We start from the raw sequence: 18,251 nt of genomic DNA on the forward strand, positions 1-18,251 counted from the left end.
CGCACCGGCCCCGCACGGCCCGCACCTCTTCCCTATGTCACTCAGGAGATTCGTGTCCATGGCCAGCACCGCGGCAGACACTGCCGCCACCTCGCTCGCCGACCTCACGTCCGCCTATGAGAAGGACGGTTGGTGCGAGCCGCCGTTCCGCTTCAGCGACGACGCCGTCGCGCTGTTGCAGGAGCGCGTGCTCTCCATCAGCCGTGAGCAGCGGCCCGAGGTCGTGCACGAGAAGGACAGCGGCATGGTTCGTGCCATCCACGGCTGCCACGCCTTCGACGAGGTGTGTGCGGCCCTCGTCCGCCTGCCCCGGCTGGTGGAACTCGCCGAGGAGCTCGCCGGCGGGCCCGTCTACGTCTATCAGTTCAAGATCAACCTCAAGCAGGCGCACGAGGGGGCGGCCTGGCCGTGGCACCAGGACTTCGCGTTCTGGCACGAGGAGGACGGCATGCCGAGCCCCGACGCCGTCAACATCGCCGTCTCCCTGGACGATGTCCACGAGGGCAACGGACCGCTCACCGCCATACCGGGCTCGCACCGGCTGGGTCTGCTCGACCTTCCCGAGGGCCGTACGGACGGCGCGGAGTCCGACTGGCGCTCGCATGTGTCGGCCGACCTCGCCTATACCGTGAAGGACGACCGGGCGCAGGCCCTGGCCGCCGAGAGCGGCCGCAAGGTTTTCACAGGGCCGCGCGGTTCCGTCCAGGTCTTCCACCCGAGCATCGTCCACTCATCGTCCAACAACCTGTCGGCAGACCGTCGGGCGCTGCTACTCATCACGTACAACGCCGTCGCCAACTCCCCCGCGCGCCCCACCCGCCCTACCTTCCTGGTCTCCCGGGACACCACACCGGTGGAGCGTCGCGCCGACGAGCGCCTCGACCTGGTGTCGTACTGAAGCGCCGAGCAGAATTGCGAGACATCCGCATGGCGACCGAACCGATCCGACCAGCCGAGAAGCAACCGCAGATCAACCTCGTGGACCCGGACCTCTACGCGACGGGCGACCCGTTCGTCCAGTGGCGCTGGCTCCGCGCCCACGAGCCCGTGTACTGGCACGAGCCGACCGACCTCCCCGGCTTCTGGGCCCTGACGACGTACGACGACGTTCGCACCGCCTACCGGGACGCAACTACGTTCAGCTCCGCCAAGGGCATTCTGCTACGCCCCGACAGCCACGGCGCCGACCCCGGCGGCGGGCGCACCCTCGCGCTGACCGACCCGCCTCGCCACAAGCAGCTGCGCGGACTCGTGGACGAGTGGTTCTCGGTCCGGTCGGTGCGCGCCATCGAGCGCGACATCCAGGAGGTGGCGCATCGTGTGGTGGGCGAGGCCCTCGAACGGGCCACCTGCGACTTCGTCACGGACATCGCCGCCCGCGTCCCGCTCTATGTGATCTGCAAGATGATGGGGATCCCCAGCGCCGACTGGGAACGGCTGTTCACTCTGACCAGCGACGCTTTCGGGGCCAGCGACCCACTGACGCAGCGCCTCGCGCACCTGGACATCCTCGGGTACTTCGACGCCCTGCGGGCGGACAAGGCGAAGAACCCCACGGACGACCTGGTGAGCGCCCTCGCAACAGCCGAGATCGACGGCGAGCCCCTCACCCCGGACGACGTGATCCTCAACTGCGACAACCTTCTCGTCGGCGGTACCGAGAACACTCGCATCGCCGCGTCCGGGGGCATGCTGGCGTTCTTGCACCACCCCGGCCAGTGGCATGCCCTCAGAGATGATCCAGCCCTGTTGCCCTCCGCGGTCGAGGAGGTGCTGCGCTGGACCTCGACCGCGACGCACATCATGCGCACCGCGACGCGGTCGGTGGAGATCCACGGACGACACATAGCCGCCAACGACCGCGTTACGCTCTGGCTGCCCTCAGCCAACCGCGACGAGTCGGTATTCCCCGATCCCGACCGCTTTGACATCCGGCGCAGCCCCAACCGCCACCTGGCACTGGGCTTCGGGGAGCACTTCTGCGTCGGCAGCATGCTCGCTCGCGTCGAACTACGCCACCTCTACAACGAGTTGCTTACCCAGTCAATCAACGTCGAGCTTGACGGCGAGCCGACCCTGCTGAGCTCCATCGTAGTCAATGGCCCTGAACAACTGCCCATCTGCTTGACCTCAACGTGACAGGAACACCACCGCCGCTGCCACCTTGCCCAACTTGACAACTGTTGATGGCGGAAGCGACGCCGACCCCCGTAGCCCTTTCACCAGACTTACCTTCCGGTCCCGGTCAAGCGGCTGCGGGAGAGCCCGCCCTCACTCCAACGGTGATCCGCGAAACGGATCAGCAAGGCGGATCCTTCTCCGGCATGCTGATCGATGTCGGCGGGGCGGGCCTCGATCACGCCGCCCTACACAAACCGCGAGCCCAAAAGGGAGGACGCACTCGTGGGCGACTGGATACGTCGCTTCCACCCCGCACCCAACGCTGGAATCCGTCTGCTCTGTTTCCCACACGCAGGAGGTTCGGCCAGCGTCTACCACACACTCTCGGCCGCCGTCGCCGGCAACATAGAGCCGCTAATCGTGCAGCACCCAGGTTTCCAGGAGCGGCTCGGAGAGCCATTTGCCGAGCGAGCCGAGGAGGTGGTCGCAGCCGTACTCGCCGCACTTCCGGCGCCTGGCGATGGAACGCCGACGATCCTGTTCGGGCATAGCATGGGCGCGCTCTTGGCATTCGAAACCGCGCGACGCCTGGCGGCCGAGGACGAGCGCCGGCCGCCCTGTTCATCTCCGGTCGGCGCGGCCCCTCACTCCCGCAGTGGCCCGCGAGAAGGAAACCAGTGGGCGAGAGGTCCGACGCCGACCTCATCACCTCAGTGCTGCCGGAACGGAACGGTGGACAGCGCGCCTGCTCCACGTCAAGGTCCGATCGCGCGGGCTCCCGCAAGGTTCAACCAGATCGACAACCGCTCGGACCACCGCTACGGACGGGGAGTCTGAAGGCACGCGTAGTTACCTACTGCCGTAGCAGGCAACATTTGGACCTGTTGTGACGTGATGCGCCGTTGCAGTGCTGTGCCGGGCGGCGCGTAACCGTCACCCTGCCCGACCGGCCGAACGAGTACGTGTACGCGAAATCAACGATGACGGAGACAGACGGCTGCTTCGGATCATCCGCCGGGGAACCGGGTCTGTAGTGACCCGGCGGTGTGCCCAGATGGTCCTGCTGTCCGCCCAGGGCATGCCGGTGGCGAAGATCGCCGAGGTCACCTTCACCAGCGCGGAGCGGATCCGGGATGTGATTCCACAATTTCGACGCCGACGGCCCCGACTCGCTGTATCCGAAGTACAAGGGCGGGCCGGCCCAAGCCCTTCACCCTGCCCGAAAGCCGCGGGATCAAGAAGATCGCGAAGTCCAAGCCGAACGGATACGACCTGCCTTTTCAACTTGGAGCCTGACTAAAACTGGCGGACTTCCTGGTTTCAGAGGAGATGGTCGACGACATCAGCCATGAGGGTCTGCGCGTCTGCTCCGCGGCGCCGACGCGAGCGCACCCCTCAGCACGAGCTGACACCCAGGCGGTCGGGCAAACGTTGCCTGCTACGGCAGCAGCTACCCGGCCCACGCAGTCATAGCAAAATCCCCTGTCGATCGCTACATTCCAAGACGATCACTAAACCTGCACCTCAGATCCTCTCCGGATCTCGAAGCTCCCCCTGAAACCCAGCTCAGAGATGCGCCACACCACAGCAAAAAATCCGGAAAAGATCACTAGATCCCCATGTCAGTGCATCATCCATCTAGTGATCGTCAGCAGATTTATCACCGTGCCGACGGAAATAGCCCTCCCTGTCCCGTCTATCGAACGCGTGCGTCATTTGGGCGGTTATCCTGCCGCCAAGCGGCTGCTTTCAGCCGCTCAGAACAGGGCACGCATCATGACGACGCCCCCCGCCACCGGGCAGCGGGCCGGACCCCTCCACCTTCAGCTACCCAAGCGACCAGGTCGGCCTCTATGCCGCCCGCCACCGCAAGACCCAGCAGTACGGGCCCGGCGGATCGCCGCTGTGCCAGTGGTGCGCCGCCCCGGTGATGGCGAAGTGGGGTCCCAGCGTGCGCTTCACCGACACCTGCGGACAGCAGTAGCGGGCCCCCCGGCCGGGGGGTGTGCGGCAGCTCGTGGCGTGGTGCGTCCCGCCGGTGACCGGGGCCGGGTGAGGGTGGCCGTATGGGGCGTGAGACGCCGATGGACCGGGAAGCCGCCGACCGGATCGGCGCCGCAGCCGAACAAGATCCGCAGAGTGCGACCGCCGTGTCCGGGTTCGACGAGCGCGCCGACGCAGCCGCAGAACGCAACGACCCGGGCAGCCACGACTACGACGACGACCAGGACGACGATCCGGACGACAACTGACCGCGGCGCCCGTGCCGTGGTCGCTCCCGGACCCGATGCTCGCGGCCTCGGTGAATGATCCGGAGCTCCCGGAGCGCTGGGCGGGAGAGGTCAAGTGGGACGGCTTCCGCGCGGTGCTGTCCGTCGACGGCGGGCAGGTGGTGCTGCGCTCACGGCGCGGCACCGTCCTGGCGCCCGCCTTTCCCGAGATCGTGAGCACCGCAGCCCGCCAGTTGCCGGACGCCACTGTGTTGGACGGCTTTATGCAGGCTGCCGGTGTGTCTCACGGCCTTGGCGTCTCCTGTTCTTCGGGGCGGGATCATCGGGGCAAGTGCCCCTCGGTCAGGTGGAAAAGGGGCTCAGCGCTTCGCGCTCGACTTCGGCGGTGGGCGGTCGGCCCTGGTGCGGTGCCCATGCAGCAGGGCTACGCCCAGCACGGCCCCGGCAGCTTGGCAGGCGGCCACCGCCAGGAGGAGGCTTCCCGGGCCGGCGGCCTGCCAGAGGCCCGCGAGGACGGCCCCGCCTGCGGCGAAGGTGCTCTTGATGCTTGCTCCCAGGGTGAAGACCTGAGTCCGGGCGCCTTGGGGCGCGTAGCGGTCGCGCCCGGCCAGCAGTGCGGCGAAGAGCGGGCCGGTGCACCACCCGGCCACGGCGAAGCCACCGGCTGCTGCGGTGGCACTGTCCATCCAGGGCACGGCGGCCAGCGGCACCCCCGTCGCCAACAGCATGGTGGCGACAGTCCTTTCGGGGCGCCGGGTACCCCACGGCCGCCAGGCGTAAGCCAGAGAACCGGTCAGCGAGCCGAGGGCCATAGCGGTCATCAGACCGCCTGCCGCCCAAGGTGCCCGGTAGTGGGTGGCGAGCAGCACGCAGACCACGGGCAGAGCACCGATCCCGAGCTGACCCACGCCGCTGGCCCATGTGAGCGAGCGCAGCGGCGGATCGCGGAACAGCAGCGCGGTGGTGGCGCCCAGACCGGCGTGGTGCGGTGCGGCGCGTGGTCCGGGGCGGGGCTTCAGCGGCAGGGCAAGGACCAGCAGGCCGCCTGCGGTGGCTGCGGCGCCCAGTGCCACGACGGCGGTGGCGGGCCCGGCAGCTGCCGCGAGGACGGAGGCGAGGGCCGGTCCGGTGATCCCCGCCAGGTTGTAGGAGACGGCGTCCAGGCTGAAGGCGCGTACCAGAGCCGTGGGCGGGAGCAGGTCGCCCAGCAGGCTGGTCAGGCCGCCCGTCAGCAGGGGAGTACAGCAGCCGGCCATGCCGGCCACAGCCAGGACGACCGGAGCGGGCGCCCGCCCGATCAGCCCTGCGATGACGGTCAGCCCCGTCCCGTAGCAGCCGAGGCAACCGGCGTGGAACAGCCGCCGGTGCCGGACCCTGTCGGCGAGGGCACCGGCCAACGGGGCGGCGACGATGCTGGGAACCAGCAGGGCGGCGACGAGGGCACCCCCGAAGCCGGCGCTGCCGGTGCGTTCCACGGCGAGCACTACCAGAGCGACCCGCGCCCCCTCGCAGGCGAGGCGGGCCAACACGGCCACCTGCATGTACTGCGCGAGCACCCATCTGTGCGTGGGTGAGCGCGTTCCTTGGTGCACGGGTGTCCGCGTACGCAACTGCGATCCTCCAGACCGGGTTCCGCGTCTCGGCCGACCCACGCGGCCGATCTTTTTACGTCATACCCTGAAGGTATGACGGCATGTACGTTCGGGAGCCCCGTTCATACTCGGGGGGTGAGCTTCGCCTTTGTCAGTGATCACCTGGCCCTCGATTTCGCCGCTACTGCGGCCTGGCGCACCACCCAATACACGGAACTGCTGGCCGAGCCGGAGGACTTCGCCCGGTGGGCCACCGCTGCTGAGGTGGTCGACCGGCTGGAGGTGGTGAGCCAGGCAGACCTGGTTACCGCCCGTACGCTGCGTGAGGCCATCTACCGCTTGGCACTCGCCGCCGCTACAGGAGAGCCGGGTGATGCGCAGGACGCCGCCGTGATCCGACAGGCCGCCGCACACACACCGGTCCGTCCCGCGCTCCAGGCCCTGGGACGGGTGGAACGCCGGGGGGAAGTGCAGGACGTGCTGGCCACTGTCGCGGCCAGTGCCAGCGACCTGCTCGGAGGCCCCGGCCGACTCCTCGTCCGGCACTGCACCGGTGAGCCATGCACACGCCTCTTCCTCGACCGCTCCAGGGCAGGCACCCGACGCTGGTGCTCGAAGCAGAGTTGCGGCAGCAGGATCAACGCCGCTGCCTACCGCCGCCGGGTTCGCCTGGATGGGCAGAGCACGAAAATGACAAGGGACAAGTACCCCGCGATGAGACAGGCGTAGCGGCTCACCTAGAGGGGGAGTTGATCGTGTGGGAGCCGGGCCGGATCGGTTCGAGCGGTTGCAGAACCGGCTGCACCGCCGCGGTGCCGGCGCACGGCAGGCCGCCATCGAATCGCCTGCCTACTTCCTCGCGTTCGACCTGTGGTGCCGGTCCGGGACCGGCACCGCCCACTGGCCCTACCTTCAGCGCAGAGACGCGCTCGAGGAACTGTTCCGGCAGCAGTGGTGACCGCGCCGTGGGCACTGTGTCCCTCGATCACCGACCCCGCGACCCGGCGACCCTGCGCGAGTGGCTGACGACCTGGGGCTGTCGGAGTGGAAGAGTGCGTCTTCAAGCGGCTTCAGCCCCCCTACCGCCCGGGGTGAGAGGGTGGCGCAAGTACAAGGTGTACGAGACCGGCGAGGCCATCGTCGGCGCCGTAACGGGCCCCTGTCCGCCCCGCGCACGCTGCTGCTCGGCCGCACCATGCGCACCGCACCCGCAGCTCACTCAGATGGGGGAGATCGCGGCGGAATCACCGACTAGGACTTGTCCGGCCGATCATGTCTGGAGCCAAATGGTGAGGGCTGCCACGGTCGCGGTGCCTGGATAGAGATAGTGGCGCTTGTCGCAGCGGGTAGCCACTGCCCGATGCTGTTTGAGCCTGTTAATGGCGCGCTCGACGGTGTTGCGCTTCTTGTACCGCTCTCCGTCGAAGGCTGGTGGCCGTCCGTCGCGCGAACCCTTGCGCTGGCGGGCGGCCTGGCTGTCAGTCTTCTCCGGGATCGAGTGCTGGATGCCCCGCCGTCGCAGGTAATTGCGGCATGGCCCGTTGCTGTACGCCTTGTCAGCCGCCAGGCTGTCTGGCTTTTTGCGGGGCCTTCCTGGCCCGGCGCGGGGGACACGGATCTACTCCAGGACGGGCATGAACTGGGTGCAGTCCGCCCGCTGCTCCGGCGTATCGATCAGGGACAGCGGGCGGCAGCGGCCATCCGCGCTCAGGTGAAGCTTGCTGGTGAACCCGCCCTTGGAGCAGCCCATGCCTTCACCTCTCGCACCACCTCCCCCAGGCGGGCGACCAGTCGATGTCGCCGCGGTGCAGGGACTCCAGAAACGCCCAGAGTTCCGGGCTCTCAGACTGCCCATCCATACCGCCACCCTGGCACACGGCATCGTGGGCCGACGATGCCCTCGACGAGCTACGGCGCCTGCCATGCTTCAGCAGCCGAGACCACGATCGGTTGACAGCTCCTTAGGAGCCGACCCTGAGTTCTCCTCAGGGGCGCTTCTCAACTGGCGCGCCCCCTAGCTGATGTCGTACTGAACTGCGGGCACGCGCCGGACAGTGCTGTTCGTGGACGGCGTCCATGGGGGGGCGACTGCCGTCCCACACCGATGAGCTGACGGCCAGGCATGTCCCGGAGCTGTCATCCTGCCCTGTCCTCAGCACACTGCGACCGCGACTTGGCATGGCCCGGTTGACGGACTTCGTCCGTTTGGCAGCACAGCGGCACTGCGACCTATTAGGGTGGCATCCGCATTCCATGAGGGGCGGGGCGTTGCGCGGAACAGGTCTGAAGCTGATAGTGGCGGCAAGCGGAACGGTTGCGCTGGGCTTATTCACCAACTGGGCGTCCGAGGAGTCTCCTGGCCGCTGGTGGTGGGCCGGAGCAGCAATGGCCGTAGCTATATTGTTGGGCTTTCTTGCCGCACCGGGGCTCATCCGGAAGCTCTTTCGCCGTCGCCCAGTGGACCTGCACGTCGCATACCCGGTCGTCAGGGCCGCACAGCGCGGCGGCGCCTGGTGGGCGCTACCGCTGCCACTGGACACTCAGGCGCTTGAAAAACTCAATCGGAATATCGATTTCAGCGATTCTGCTTCCGTCTCTCCGGATGTTCAGCTCACACGATGGGTGTACGCCAACCAAGGGGGGGACGTAGGTCGAAGTCACCGCCGTATCGTCATCCAAGGTGCGGGGCAGGCTGCCACGATCACGGGGATGCGAGCCAGGGTTCTGGCGCGATCAGCTGTCCTCAATGGCACCTTCATAGCCGCTGGACTCGGCGGCGGATTGGACCCCATCCAAGTCGACATGGACCTGGATAGCGACCATCCGGATGCCGCGTACTTTTCCTCTCAAGTCATCACGATCGCCGCGGACGAGACTGTGGTAGTCGATCTTTACGCTGAAGCGAGCCGATCAACGGTGACCTGGGATCTGGAAATCGACTTCGTTGTTTCAGGCAATCTGCGTACCATCACAGTGCCGTCGAAGAATTCATGCTTGCGTACCAGCGGAAAAGCAGGAGTCGACGTATGGTCGGACAATCCCGAGGGCTACAGCGCAAATGACCATTACGGCACCACGCTGTACGCGAACCGTCGAGAGATCGAGCCGTGGATCGATGAGCCCCAGGGCGGTTTCGCCCCCTGAACTGCCGACACCCATCGGCACTTGTCTCCTGTGCGGCCCAGCGGGCATCGAGCGGTGCGATGGCCGCAGGGCGCTTACCCGCACAAGCACCGTTACAGACCCGTCCGCATGATCGCCCGGACAGGCTCTAGTAGCGCACTGCCTGCTCGCCGGGCAATCGGCGTCACCGACAACGGCGAGTGACATCAAGCGGGAGCGTCCCGCCTCACCCCCTTAGTGGGGCTCAGCGCCTGGAGGACAGCACCGGAGTGCTGGCGATTCCGTCCCGGCCCGGACGCCGTGCCGACGGCAGGCACGGCGCGGCGCGGCGGGCGCGACGGGCCCAGCCGCCGCGCAACAATCCCCGGCCGCGGCCGTACCGCCCATCCCGCCCTTCCCTTACTCCTGCACTCCAGCCCAGCCACGGGACATGGGCAGAGCAGAGCAGTAGCAACGGGGATGTCAGCGATCCGACTACGGCAAAATCGGGTGGTGTCCTGCGCGGACGCGGAGGCGGCCCGTTGGGCGCGCAGCAGTAGGCGCAACCCTTGGCGCAACCTCCAGCGCAACAGCCAATGGAAGAGTCCTTCTCCTCCCGCCAGGAGTCGAACGTCTTGCCGGTGGGCAGGTTGGCCGACTTCCGGTGGCTTCGTCGGGTGGCCGCCTCCCGGCTCTTGATCTCATCCTCCAGCAGGAATCCTCAACACTTCCGCCGGGTCCCAGCGTTGCGAGCGGGCGGTGGCCAGCACGTCCGGGACGGCCTTGCGGCGATAGGGAAACGGCATCCGCTTCAGCACCCTGCTCCAACTCGGCCGGGATCGGCGGCGCGAACGGGTGAGGCGGGAACGGGTGAGGGCGGCGGGACATCCTGCGCCCCGCGGGGCTGGGGCACGAACCGGAACATCCGTCCAAGACATCGGCGTGCGCAGACAGCCACAGTGGGCTCATGAGCAGCCTCATCATCCAGAACGCCTTCCAGGCGTTCGCCAGCTACGACCCCGGCCGGATCTCCGCGGTCCTCACCGAGGACGCCGAATGGCTCTCGCCCCCCGGCAACGCCGTTGCCGTAGCGTCCGGGACGACCCATCACATGATCGGCAGGGAGGCGATCACGCGATTCTTCGCCGAGAGTTTCCCCCGCCTCTTCGCACGCGAGGTCGACGTCACCTTCCACGGCATCCACGGCGACAGCGAGCGGGGGCTCGCGGAGGCGACCCTGACAGCGACGCTCGCCGACGGGAGCCCGTACAACAACGACTACTGCTTCGTCCTGGAGTTCCGCAACGGGCTGGTCCACCGGGTCCGCGAATACGCGGACACCGCTCGCGGCCACCGCATGCTCTTCGGCGAGATCCCCCGGCAGCCACTGGCGGGGCCGCGGTGAAGCCGCCCAGCCCTGAGAGGCCGCTCCGTACAGGACGCCCTCCCTGCTCCGGCCCCACCCAGGCACGGGCCGCACCCTGCGCGCCGGACTGACGGCATCCACTCGAACGTGGCCATCCGTGAACGCCGGAGCACCGTCTCCGGACCACCGGGCAGCAACCCCACCCGGCAGCGGGGGCCTGCCTTGTGCCAGCGGCAGAACACCGGCCCGACCGGGCTCGACGGTCACTACCGTCAAGGCTCATGACGACGGTCACCCCGCGCACGATCGCCTACGCAGCCGACGGCCTGACGACGCGCCGACACCGAAGGCCGCTACGACAGCGCGGAGCCCGGACGGCGCTCCGGTGTCGAGTGGGCGCTGCTGTGGATCGAGAACACCGCCGCCCAGCTGACCGAGAGCAGGCCGGACGCGGGTGCCGGAGGCCGGGGTCAGGGCGTGTCGCCGGAGCAGTGGAAGCGGCACACCACACCCGGGCCGCCCGATAGGCGCGGGTCGTCGGGGCGCGGGTCGTACAGCGCCCGGCCTCCGGGCCACCGTCCCAGCTCGGTCATCAGGGCGACGCCGTCGTCTGTCTCTTCTGGCTGCCAGCCCGTGATGTCGACCAGCAGCCCGTCCAGCGGCCCGCCGACCAGTGCGGCGTACGTCTGGTGCGGCAGCGGGCCCGGGCTGGGGGCGTCGTGGTCACGGCCGTACACCCGGCCGCGCAGCAGTTGCTCGTCATCGGCGTTCATCCGGCCAACCTCCCAGCCACCATCGACAGCGGAAGGCCGGCCGCTCCCGTCCTGCGGGAGGGGCCCGAGGTGGGCTCCCGCAGGACGGGCGTCAGGCGCAGGGCAGCCGGTCGCGGGCGGGCCAGCCGATGCGCACCCCGCGGCGGATCAGCGCGGTGGTGCTGTCGACCTGGCGGGCGGGCGGCTGCTCCTGGGTGAAGCGGCGCAGCGCCCGGTGTACGCCGTCGCGCAGCTGGCCGTGGTCAGTGTGGGGGCCTGCTCGTGCAGTTCGGCGAGGAGCTGTCCGGCGCGGGCCGCCCGTTCCCCTCCCGCAAGTCCGGCTCGCTCCCCCGGCGTCAGATCACGGCGGATCGCCCGGTGCAGCGTCGTCAGCGACGGTGCGTTGGCAGGCGGAGACTGCCTGGCCGCACGCAGGAGCAATTCACGGTGGACCGCCCGCACGTTCCCCTTCCACAGCGCCAACAGTCCACGGACCTCGGGCGTGACCGTGAACCTTGCATCGACCCAGGAGCGTGCGCCGGGGTTGGCGGCCGCGGTCTCATCGCTCTGAGCGGTGGCCAGTGGGCGCCACACCGTGCGCTCCGACACTCCTAGCGCCTTCGCGGCCACCCGTACATGGACTGCTGTCAGCTTCTTCCCTGCCCGCAGTGCGAGCAGCCGCGCACGGCCGGACCGCATCGACCACCAGCACCCGCGCCTCCCCCAGAGCCCCCGCCACCACGGCGTCGGCCCGCGCCGACGTGTGCGGGAAGCGGCCAGGCAGTGGCAGAGCGTCGAACACCGCCCGCCTCATGCCGGCCACCGACGGACGCACCGGCACCGGCACCCGCACCCGCACCCACGTCACCTTCCAGCCCGGGGGCACTTCACCAAGCGCCATCCGCACGGCGGGGGTCTTGCCCCGGCCCGGGTCGCCGAACACACATACTGCGCCCTCCGTCGCCCTCGCCTGCCCGACCGCCTCAACCACCGCCCGCACCGACGACGTCCGCACCAACTGCGCGCCCGCCGGCAACGCCACACCCACCGGCGCGCCGCTCTCCCCCACCGGCAAGCTCCCGGTCGCCTCTGCTACGAGACGCGATGGCGGTGGCGCAGGCGACTTCGCCGCGCCCCCCTCACACGGCCCGGCCAGGGCGAGGTCAGCCACTGCCTGCCGCGTTTGCCGCTCATCCCGCTCCCGCCGCACCGTCGTCATTGGTTACATGATGGGCCCTTCGGTTCCTCGATCGGCCAGAACGGCTACCGAACGTAATCGCGCAAGCCGAGCAGGCGGCAGCGGTCCCTCTCCCGAACCGGGGGTGTAGCGGGCTCCACCTACCAGGTGTAGCCCGCACTTATGACAAGGGATCACCCGTGAAGTACCGTCTCAATCCATGGACCTGAAGGCAAGAGCACTCCACGGCCTACGATCCACGCGGTATTTGCTGGGAGGTCTCGCTACCGCCTTGCCTTCGCTGGCCGGTTACTCTTTGTTGCCGCTTGTCTGCCTCTCGTTGGTCTTCGCGCCGATCCTGCCGTGGGCGGTGCAGCCGTTGCGCGCCTTGACCGATGCCGAACGCCGACGTGCCGAACGCGTTCTCGGCCGCTCCGTGCGCCGTCCCTACCCGACGCCCGAAGGCAATGCCTACCAGCGGACGCTGCAACTGCTGCGGTTCCCGGGTACCCGCAAGGACGCGGCATGGATGCTGGTTCACGGCACCGTGGGGATCGTCCTTCCCGTCCTCGTCCTGGGAGTGCTGCTCAGTCTGCTGCTGACGATCTCCATCCCGCTGTGGTGGTGGACCCTGCCCGGCGGAACCCTCACCCTCCTTGCGGCCCCCCTCACCACCTGGATGCAGGCGATCGTCCTGTCTGCGGTGTGTGCCTGGCTCTTCGCTGCCCTCTTCCTGTGGCTGGCCCCCGCCGCGGTGAGGCTGGAGACTTGGATCGCGGAGATCATGCTCGGCACGTGGACCGGCGCCGGCCGGCGGATCGAGGAACTGACCGCCTCGCGCGCGGGAGCCCTCCAGGCCCACGAGGCGGAACTCCGTCGGATCGAGCGCGACCTCCACGACGGCACCCAGGCACAACTCGTGGCGGTGGCCATGCGACTGGCCCTGGCCGACCGCCGATTCGACAAGGACCCCCAGAGTTCCAGGAGAATGGTGCTCGATGCCAGGACCACCGTGGACGAAGCACTTGTCCAACTGCGCACCGTCATCCGAGGCATCCACCCGCCGATCCTTTCCGACCGGGGACTGAACGGAGCCATCCGCTCCCTGGCCGCAGGCCGGCCGGTCCCCACCACCCTGGATCTGCCCGAGACCGACCGCCGTCCCCCCGCCGCCGTCGAGGCGGCCGCCTACTTCGTCGTCGCCGAGGCGCTGACCAACATCGCCCGGCACAGCGACGCGAGCCGTGCTCAGGTGTCGCTCCGGTACGACGGCCCCACGCTGCGCGTCGTCGTGCGGGACGACGGGTGCGGCGGGGCCGCACCCGGCTTCGCCGGGGGCAGCGGACTCGCCGGGGTACGCCGACGGGTCGCCGCCCTGGACGGTACGACGAGGATCGACAGCCCTGTCGGTTCCGGAACGACGATTGAGGTGGTACTGCCGTGCGGATCGTGATCGCGGAGGACAACGTCCTTCTCCGCGAGGGCCTGATTCTGCTTCTGGAGGACGTGGGGCACGAGATCGTGGCCGTCGTGGGAAGCGGGCCCGAAATTGTCCCGACCCTGCTGGAACACCGGCCGGACATCGCCGTCCTGGACGTCCGGCTGCCCCCCGGATTCCGCGACGAGGGACTGCGTGCCGCCATCGAGGCCCGGAAACTCGTTCCCGGCCTGCCGCTCCTGGTGCTCTCCCAGTATGTCGAGGAGAGCTACGCCGCCGAACTGCTCGGACAGGGCGCCTCGGGGATCGGCTACCTGCTCAAGGACCGTGTGGGGCATATCGAAGAATTCCAGGACGCGCTGGAGCGCGTTGCTGCGGGTGGAACGGCGCTGGACCCCGAGGTCGTCTCCCAGTTGATGAGCCGCCGGGACCCGCTCGACGCGCTGTCCCCCCGGGAACGGGAGGTTCTCGGGCTGATGGCGCAGGGCCTGGACAATCCCACGATCGCCACGACCCTGTGCATCACCGAACGTTCCGTCAGCAAGCACATCGGCAGCATCCTCGCCAAGCTGAACCTGCCGCCGAGCGACAGCGGTCACCGCCGGGTCCTCGCGGTGCTTGCCTACCTGAACGCCTGACCTGCGTTCCCGACGCTCGTCCCGTGCGGCGATGTGTCCGGCGCCGCACGGGTGTAGCGGGCTACACCTCAGGTTAGGGGGGACAGCCCGATGTGCCGACCGGGGGCGCGGGGAGAAGGTGAACGGCGTAAGAGATCCCACCCCCGCCGCCCACCGGACCGCCGGGCGCACAACAGGAGGAACCCCTGATGAAGCCCGTGCTCTGGCTGCTGCTCTTCGTCTCCGCGGCGGCGGCTGTCTACGTCAGCACCTTCGCCCACTACACCGGCACCATGAGGGTCCTGGCCGGAGTCGGTACCGGCGTCGTCTTCGTCGGATCGGCGCTGGGACTGTGGCTGACCAGCGACAAGAAGTGACCCGTAGCGGCGACAGCACCTGAGGAGGGGGTGTCCGGCAGCGAGCCGGACACCCCCTCATCGTGAGCGGACTGCACCACCTCAGGAGGCGTAGTCCGCACCACTCCCGAACGGAAGCCATCTCTGCCGTTCCGAAAAGACACCGTTCACAGGCTCTTTTATGCGAATACAGGGCCTTCCTTCCCCCGCCTCTATGGAGAAGCAACTGATGCGCTCGCTCACTCGAAACACTCGACGGCACGCGGTGATCGCGGTATCGGCAGCCTGCCTGCTCGTTCCCCTGACGGCCTGCACACCGGACAACGGACCGCGACCGGCCGCTTCCGCCGCCTCGGCCGGCGGAGCCCCGTACGCTCCGAAGAACAACGGGAAGCGCGACGGACGATTGGACGAGCGGCTTGACCGCGCCACGATCCTAGAACTCCAGCAGGACATGCAGGGCAAGCGGCTGACGTCCAGAGAACTGACCCAGGCATACCTTGACCGGATCCATCGCCTCAACCCCCGCCTCAATGCCGTCGTCACCGTGAACCCAGACGCACTGGACCTTGCACGCAAGAGCGACGCGCTGCGCCGCACCGGTGAAGTGCGGGGGCCACTGGAAGGCATCCCCGTTCTCATCAAGGACAACATCGACACCGCGGACCGCCAACCCACCACCGCCGGCTCCACGGCCCTGTTGCACTCCAAGCCGGCACAGGACGCCTTCCTGGTAAAGAAACTGCGCGACGCGGGTGCGGTGGTCCTGGGCAAGACCAACATGTCGCAATGGGCCAACTTCAGGTCCCCCGAGCAGACGGCCGGCTGGAGTGCCACCGGCGGCCAGACCCGTAACCCTTACGTACTCGACCGGAGCCCCTGCGGATCGTCCAGCGGCTCAGCAGTCGCCGCCGCAGCCGCCCTGGCCGCTGTGACCATAGGCTCGGAGACCGACGGCTCCATCGTGTGCCCCGCGAGCGTCACCTCCACCGTCGGCATCAAGCCCACCCTCGGCATGATCAGCCGCAGCGGCATGATCCCTATCACCAGCCGCCACGACACCGCCGGCCCGATCGCCCGCAACACGACGGACGCCGCCCTGGCGCTCTGGGCCGTCCACGGATCGGACACCGCCGACACGGCCACCTCCGGCGCCGACACCGCCCTCCCCTCCGACTACCGCAAGGTGCTCGACCCAAACGCCCTGCGCGGCAAGCGCATCGGCGTGTGGCGCAAGGGACACATCGGCATCGACGCGGACGTGGACCGTGCCTTCGGCACTGCTGTCAAGCGGCTCCGAGCGGTCGGCGCAACCGTCGTCGAGGGCGCAGACGTAGCCGACTCCCGAGACATGATGCAGAAGGACATGCTTCCCGCCGTGCTGACCGAGTTCAAGCACGACCTCAACGCCTACCTGGCCGCCACCCCGGGCCCCCACCCCAGGAACCTCACCGAACTCATCGCGTTCAACAAGCGGAACTCCACCGTCGAGATGCCGAAGTTCGGCCAAGAATTCTTCGAGATGGCCGACAAGACCGACGGAGATGTCAACGCCCCCGTCTACCGTCAGCACCGCAGCGCCGCGACTCGACACGCCCGTCAGGCCATCGACGGCGTTCTCACCGAGCACCGGCTCGATGCCATCGTCACCCCGACCGACCTCCCCGCTTCTCCCGTCGAGGCGCTCGACCCCACCCCCTTCGAAAGCTCCACCCGCAACTCCTCAGTGGCCGGCTACCCCCACATCACCGTGCCCGCCGGCTACGCAAGGGACACGCTGCCGCTGGGCATCTCTTTCCTCGGAACGCGCTACAGCGACGCGAACCTGCTCAGCTACGCGTACGCCTTCGAGAAGACCACCCCGATCCGCAAGGCACCCACCTACCTCCCCACCCTGCCCGGCCGGTCCTAGGCCGTGTGTCGAAAGTGGATCTCGGGTTGTGAATGATCACGGTTCATGGGGCGGGGGAGATCTCACGGACGAGCAGTGGGCGGTGCTGGAGCCGTTGTTGCCGAAGGGCGCGAAGGCGGGCCGGCCGCCCGTCTGGCGCCGTCGGGGCGTCCAACGCCGTGGTGGTACCGCACCCCGCCCGTCGCGGTCAGCCTGACCGCGCTGTCCGTGGGCGGCATCGCGCTCTACCTCACCGTCGAGGTTCTGGTCGTGTCACTCGGGGCCGGCCTGCCCGCCGCCGGGTCGGCAAGATACCCCCTGGGCCCGGCTTCTTCCGCGCCCCGCCCACCGTCCGAGTGATTCGCCGACCGGGGAACCCTGATTTGCCACTCGCCGGTGCCATGCTCGCCAGGTGCCGCTTCGTTCCTTACGAGCAGAAAGACCCCCCGTGCATCTCCCCCTTCTCCTCCGCGTCGTGACCGCCGGCTGCGCCGCCGCGGTCCTGCTGTCGCCCGGACCGTCTGCCGTCGCGACATCGGCCCCCGTGCTGCCGGTGGAATGCACCGGTACCTCCAAGATCGATTCCAACGGGCTCAAGGAGCGGCCTGCACCGCAGACCTACCGGGGAACGCGGAACTACGTCTGCTCCGGGGGTGACCTCCTTGCTCCGGCCGCGGTCGAGTCGGTGGTCGAAGGAACGGCCAACAGCAGCTGCACCAAGCTGAGCGCCACCACCCGCGAGACATTGACCTGGCCCGACGGGACGACCAGCGAGATCGAGATTCCCATCGAGGTGGCCATCGAGCCGGGCGCGGTCGATGTCCGTGTGACCGGCACCGTCACGAAGGGCAAATACGCCGGTGCCGGTGCCACCAGCACGATCCCGATGCCCCCTTGCGGCCCGCCCGCCAAGGTCGAGGGCCCGGCCGCCATGACCATCACGCCCTCCCCGCCGCTCATCTGAGTCCGAGAGCGGAAACTCACCACGCGCAGGAAGAGTGCCCCCATGCCCGACCGGCAGCTCACCGAAGCCCCGAAGGCGCGCGTCTTCGCCATGCTGGACATGGACGGAGACGGAGTCGCCTCCCGGCACGACTACTTCGTCCGGATCGAACGGACGGTGAAGGCATTCGGGCGCGCCGACGACGACCCGCTCGTCCTCGCCGCCTACGCCAGAGGGGAGCGGGCCTGGGCGGCCATGGACGCCGATGGCGACGGCATCATGACGTTCGACGAGTACGCGGCCTGGGTGGACGCTGAGAAGTTCGACACCATCTGCAAGTACGCGCTGAGCGCGCTGTTCGACCTTGCCGACACGGACCAGGACAACCACCTGAACCGGTCAGAGTTCACGCTGCTGCGCGAAGCACTGGGCAATCAGGTCGGCAAGTCCGATACCGCCTTTGCCGCGCTGGACGCCGACAACGACGGCCGTGTCGGCCGGGACGAATACCTGGCAGCGATCCGTGCCTACGTCACGGGTGAAGGGTCGCCGATGGGCGAAGCCCTGTACTAAAGGGGGCACCCTTCCGATCACCGGCTCGCTGGCCCGGCGGTGCGCCTGCTGGTCGTCCTGGCGCACCGGGTGCGCCGTATCGGCATCGTCCG

19 protein-coding genes and 3 pseudogenes are annotated in these 18,251 nt (G+C 68.5%); 17 read left to right on the plus strand and 5 right to left on the minus strand.

Annotated features, from left to right (window positions below):
• The first annotated feature begins 58 nt into the window (after positions 1–58).
• The 6 genes and pseudogenes from ACH4DX_RS18150 to ACH4DX_RS18175 all read left to right on the plus strand — a co-directional run.
• Positions 59–898: a phytanoyl-CoA dioxygenase family protein gene (locus tag ACH4DX_RS18150; RefSeq protein ID WP_398155841.1), complete on the plus strand. Its 840-nt coding sequence runs from the start codon at positions 59–61 to the stop codon at positions 896–898.
• 29 nt (positions 899–927) lie between these two features.
• A complete protein-coding gene (locus tag ACH4DX_RS18155) occupies positions 928–2,139 on the plus strand; it encodes a cytochrome P450 (RefSeq protein ID WP_398155842.1) in 1,212 nt (403 codons plus the stop codon).
• A 195-nt stretch (positions 2,140–2,334) separates the two neighbouring features.
• Positions 2,335–2,958: a thioesterase II family protein gene (locus tag ACH4DX_RS18160; protein WP_398155843.1), complete on the plus strand. Its 624-nt coding sequence runs from the start codon at positions 2,335–2,337 to the stop codon at positions 2,956–2,958.
• A 160-nt stretch (positions 2,959–3,118) separates the two neighbouring features.
• Positions 3,119–3,486, plus strand: a pseudogene (locus ACH4DX_RS18165) (transposase); the annotation flags it as partial.
• 701 nt (positions 3,487–4,187) lie between these two features.
• Positions 4,188–4,373, plus strand: coding sequence for a hypothetical protein (locus tag ACH4DX_RS18170; RefSeq protein ID WP_398155844.1), 186 nt, complete (start codon positions 4,188–4,190; stop codon positions 4,371–4,373).
• Positions 4,374–4,408: 35 nt separating this feature from the next.
• Positions 4,409–4,600, plus strand: a pseudogene (locus tag ACH4DX_RS18175) (ATP-dependent DNA ligase); the annotation flags it as partial.
• Between the two features lie 111 nt (positions 4,601–4,711).
• Here the strand turns inward: ACH4DX_RS18175 and ACH4DX_RS18180 are convergent.
• Positions 4,712–5,908, minus strand: a complete 1,197-nt coding sequence (locus ACH4DX_RS18180) for an MFS transporter (protein ID WP_398155845.1) — start codon at positions 5,906–5,908, stop codon at positions 4,712–4,714.
• Positions 5,909–6,079: 171 nt separating this feature from the next.
• Between ACH4DX_RS18180 and ACH4DX_RS18185 the strand changes: the two genes are divergently transcribed.
• The gene (locus ACH4DX_RS18185; RefSeq protein ID WP_398155846.1) at positions 6,080–6,673 is read left to right on the plus strand and encodes a CGNR zinc finger domain-containing protein; all 594 of its coding nucleotides are present in this window, start codon (positions 6,080–6,082) and stop codon (positions 6,671–6,673) included.
• Positions 6,674–6,701: 28 nt separating this feature from the next.
• Positions 6,702–6,902, plus strand: a complete 201-nt coding sequence (locus tag ACH4DX_RS18190) for a hypothetical protein (protein WP_398155847.1) — start codon at positions 6,702–6,704, stop codon at positions 6,900–6,902.
• A 312-nt stretch (positions 6,903–7,214) separates the two neighbouring features.
• Here ACH4DX_RS18190 and ACH4DX_RS18195 read toward each other — a convergent pair whose 3' ends face one another.
• Positions 7,215–7,562 (minus strand): transposase, encoded by a 348-nt coding sequence (locus ACH4DX_RS18195; RefSeq protein WP_398156215.1) that lies wholly within the window; start codon positions 7,560–7,562, stop codon positions 7,215–7,217.
• Entirely contained in the window at positions 7,563–7,694 is a 132-nt protein-coding gene (locus tag ACH4DX_RS18200) for a hypothetical protein (protein ID WP_398155848.1), read from the minus strand.
• A gap of 437 nt (positions 7,695–8,131) precedes the next feature.
• Between ACH4DX_RS18200 and ACH4DX_RS18205 the strand changes: the two genes are divergently transcribed.
• Both ACH4DX_RS18205 and ACH4DX_RS18210 read left to right on the plus strand, forming a co-directional pair.
• Positions 8,132–9,088, plus strand: coding sequence for a hypothetical protein (locus tag ACH4DX_RS18205; RefSeq protein ID WP_398155849.1), 957 nt, complete (start codon positions 8,132–8,134; stop codon positions 9,086–9,088).
• 925 nt (positions 9,089–10,013) lie between these two features.
• A complete protein-coding gene (locus ACH4DX_RS18210; RefSeq protein WP_398155850.1) occupies positions 10,014–10,451 on the plus strand; it encodes a nuclear transport factor 2 family protein in 438 nt (145 codons plus the stop codon).
• A gap of 431 nt (positions 10,452–10,882) precedes the next feature.
• On the opposite strand, the gene ACH4DX_RS18215 is transcribed toward ACH4DX_RS18210, so the two are convergent.
• The gene (locus tag ACH4DX_RS18215) at positions 10,883–11,185 is read right to left on the minus strand and encodes a hypothetical protein (RefSeq protein WP_398155851.1); all 303 of its coding nucleotides are present in this window, start codon (positions 11,183–11,185) and stop codon (positions 10,883–10,885) included.
• A 147-nt stretch (positions 11,186–11,332) separates the two neighbouring features.
• Entirely contained in the window at positions 11,333–11,863 is a 531-nt protein-coding gene (locus ACH4DX_RS18220) for a hypothetical protein (RefSeq protein WP_398155852.1), read from the minus strand.
• 698 nt (positions 11,864–12,561) lie between these two features.
• On the opposite strand from ACH4DX_RS18220, the gene ACH4DX_RS18225 reads away from it, so the two are divergent.
• The 7 genes and pseudogenes from ACH4DX_RS18225 to ACH4DX_RS18255 all read left to right on the plus strand — a co-directional run bounded on the left by ACH4DX_RS18225 (position 12,562) and on the right by ACH4DX_RS18255 (position 18,159).
• Positions 12,562–13,794 (plus strand): sensor histidine kinase, encoded by a 1,233-nt coding sequence (locus tag ACH4DX_RS18225; protein ID WP_398155853.1) that lies wholly within the window; start codon positions 12,562–12,564, stop codon positions 13,792–13,794.
• Positions 13,782–14,417 (plus strand): LuxR C-terminal-related transcriptional regulator, encoded by a 636-nt coding sequence (locus tag ACH4DX_RS18230; RefSeq protein WP_398155854.1) that lies wholly within the window; start codon positions 13,782–13,784, stop codon positions 14,415–14,417. Before ACH4DX_RS18225 ends, ACH4DX_RS18230 begins: the two co-directional genes overlap by 13 nt.
• A gap of 188 nt (positions 14,418–14,605) precedes the next feature.
• Positions 14,606–14,773, plus strand: coding sequence for a hypothetical protein (locus ACH4DX_RS18235; protein ID WP_398123341.1), 168 nt, complete (start codon positions 14,606–14,608; stop codon positions 14,771–14,773).
• Between the two features lie 193 nt (positions 14,774–14,966).
• The gene (locus ACH4DX_RS18240) at positions 14,967–16,664 is read left to right on the plus strand and encodes an amidase (RefSeq protein ID WP_398155855.1); all 1,698 of its coding nucleotides are present in this window, start codon (positions 14,967–14,969) and stop codon (positions 16,662–16,664) included.
• A 28-nt stretch (positions 16,665–16,692) separates the two neighbouring features.
• Positions 16,693–16,842: pseudogene (locus ACH4DX_RS18245) on the plus strand (transposase); the annotation flags it as partial.
• Positions 16,843–17,118: 276 nt separating this feature from the next.
• Complete coding sequence (locus ACH4DX_RS18250) at positions 17,119–17,607, plus strand: hypothetical protein (protein ID WP_398155856.1); 489 nt, start codon at positions 17,119–17,121, stop codon at positions 17,605–17,607.
• A 42-nt stretch (positions 17,608–17,649) separates the two neighbouring features.
• Positions 17,650–18,159, plus strand: a complete 510-nt coding sequence (locus ACH4DX_RS18255) for an EF-hand domain-containing protein (RefSeq protein ID WP_398155857.1) — start codon at positions 17,650–17,652, stop codon at positions 18,157–18,159.
• The last annotated feature ends 92 nt before the right edge of the window (positions 18,160–18,251 follow it).

The organism is Streptomyces sp. NPDC017940 (genome assembly GCF_044328435.1).
In the GTDB taxonomy this organism is placed as follows: Bacteria; Actinomycetota; Actinomycetes; order Streptomycetales; family Streptomycetaceae; genus Streptomyces.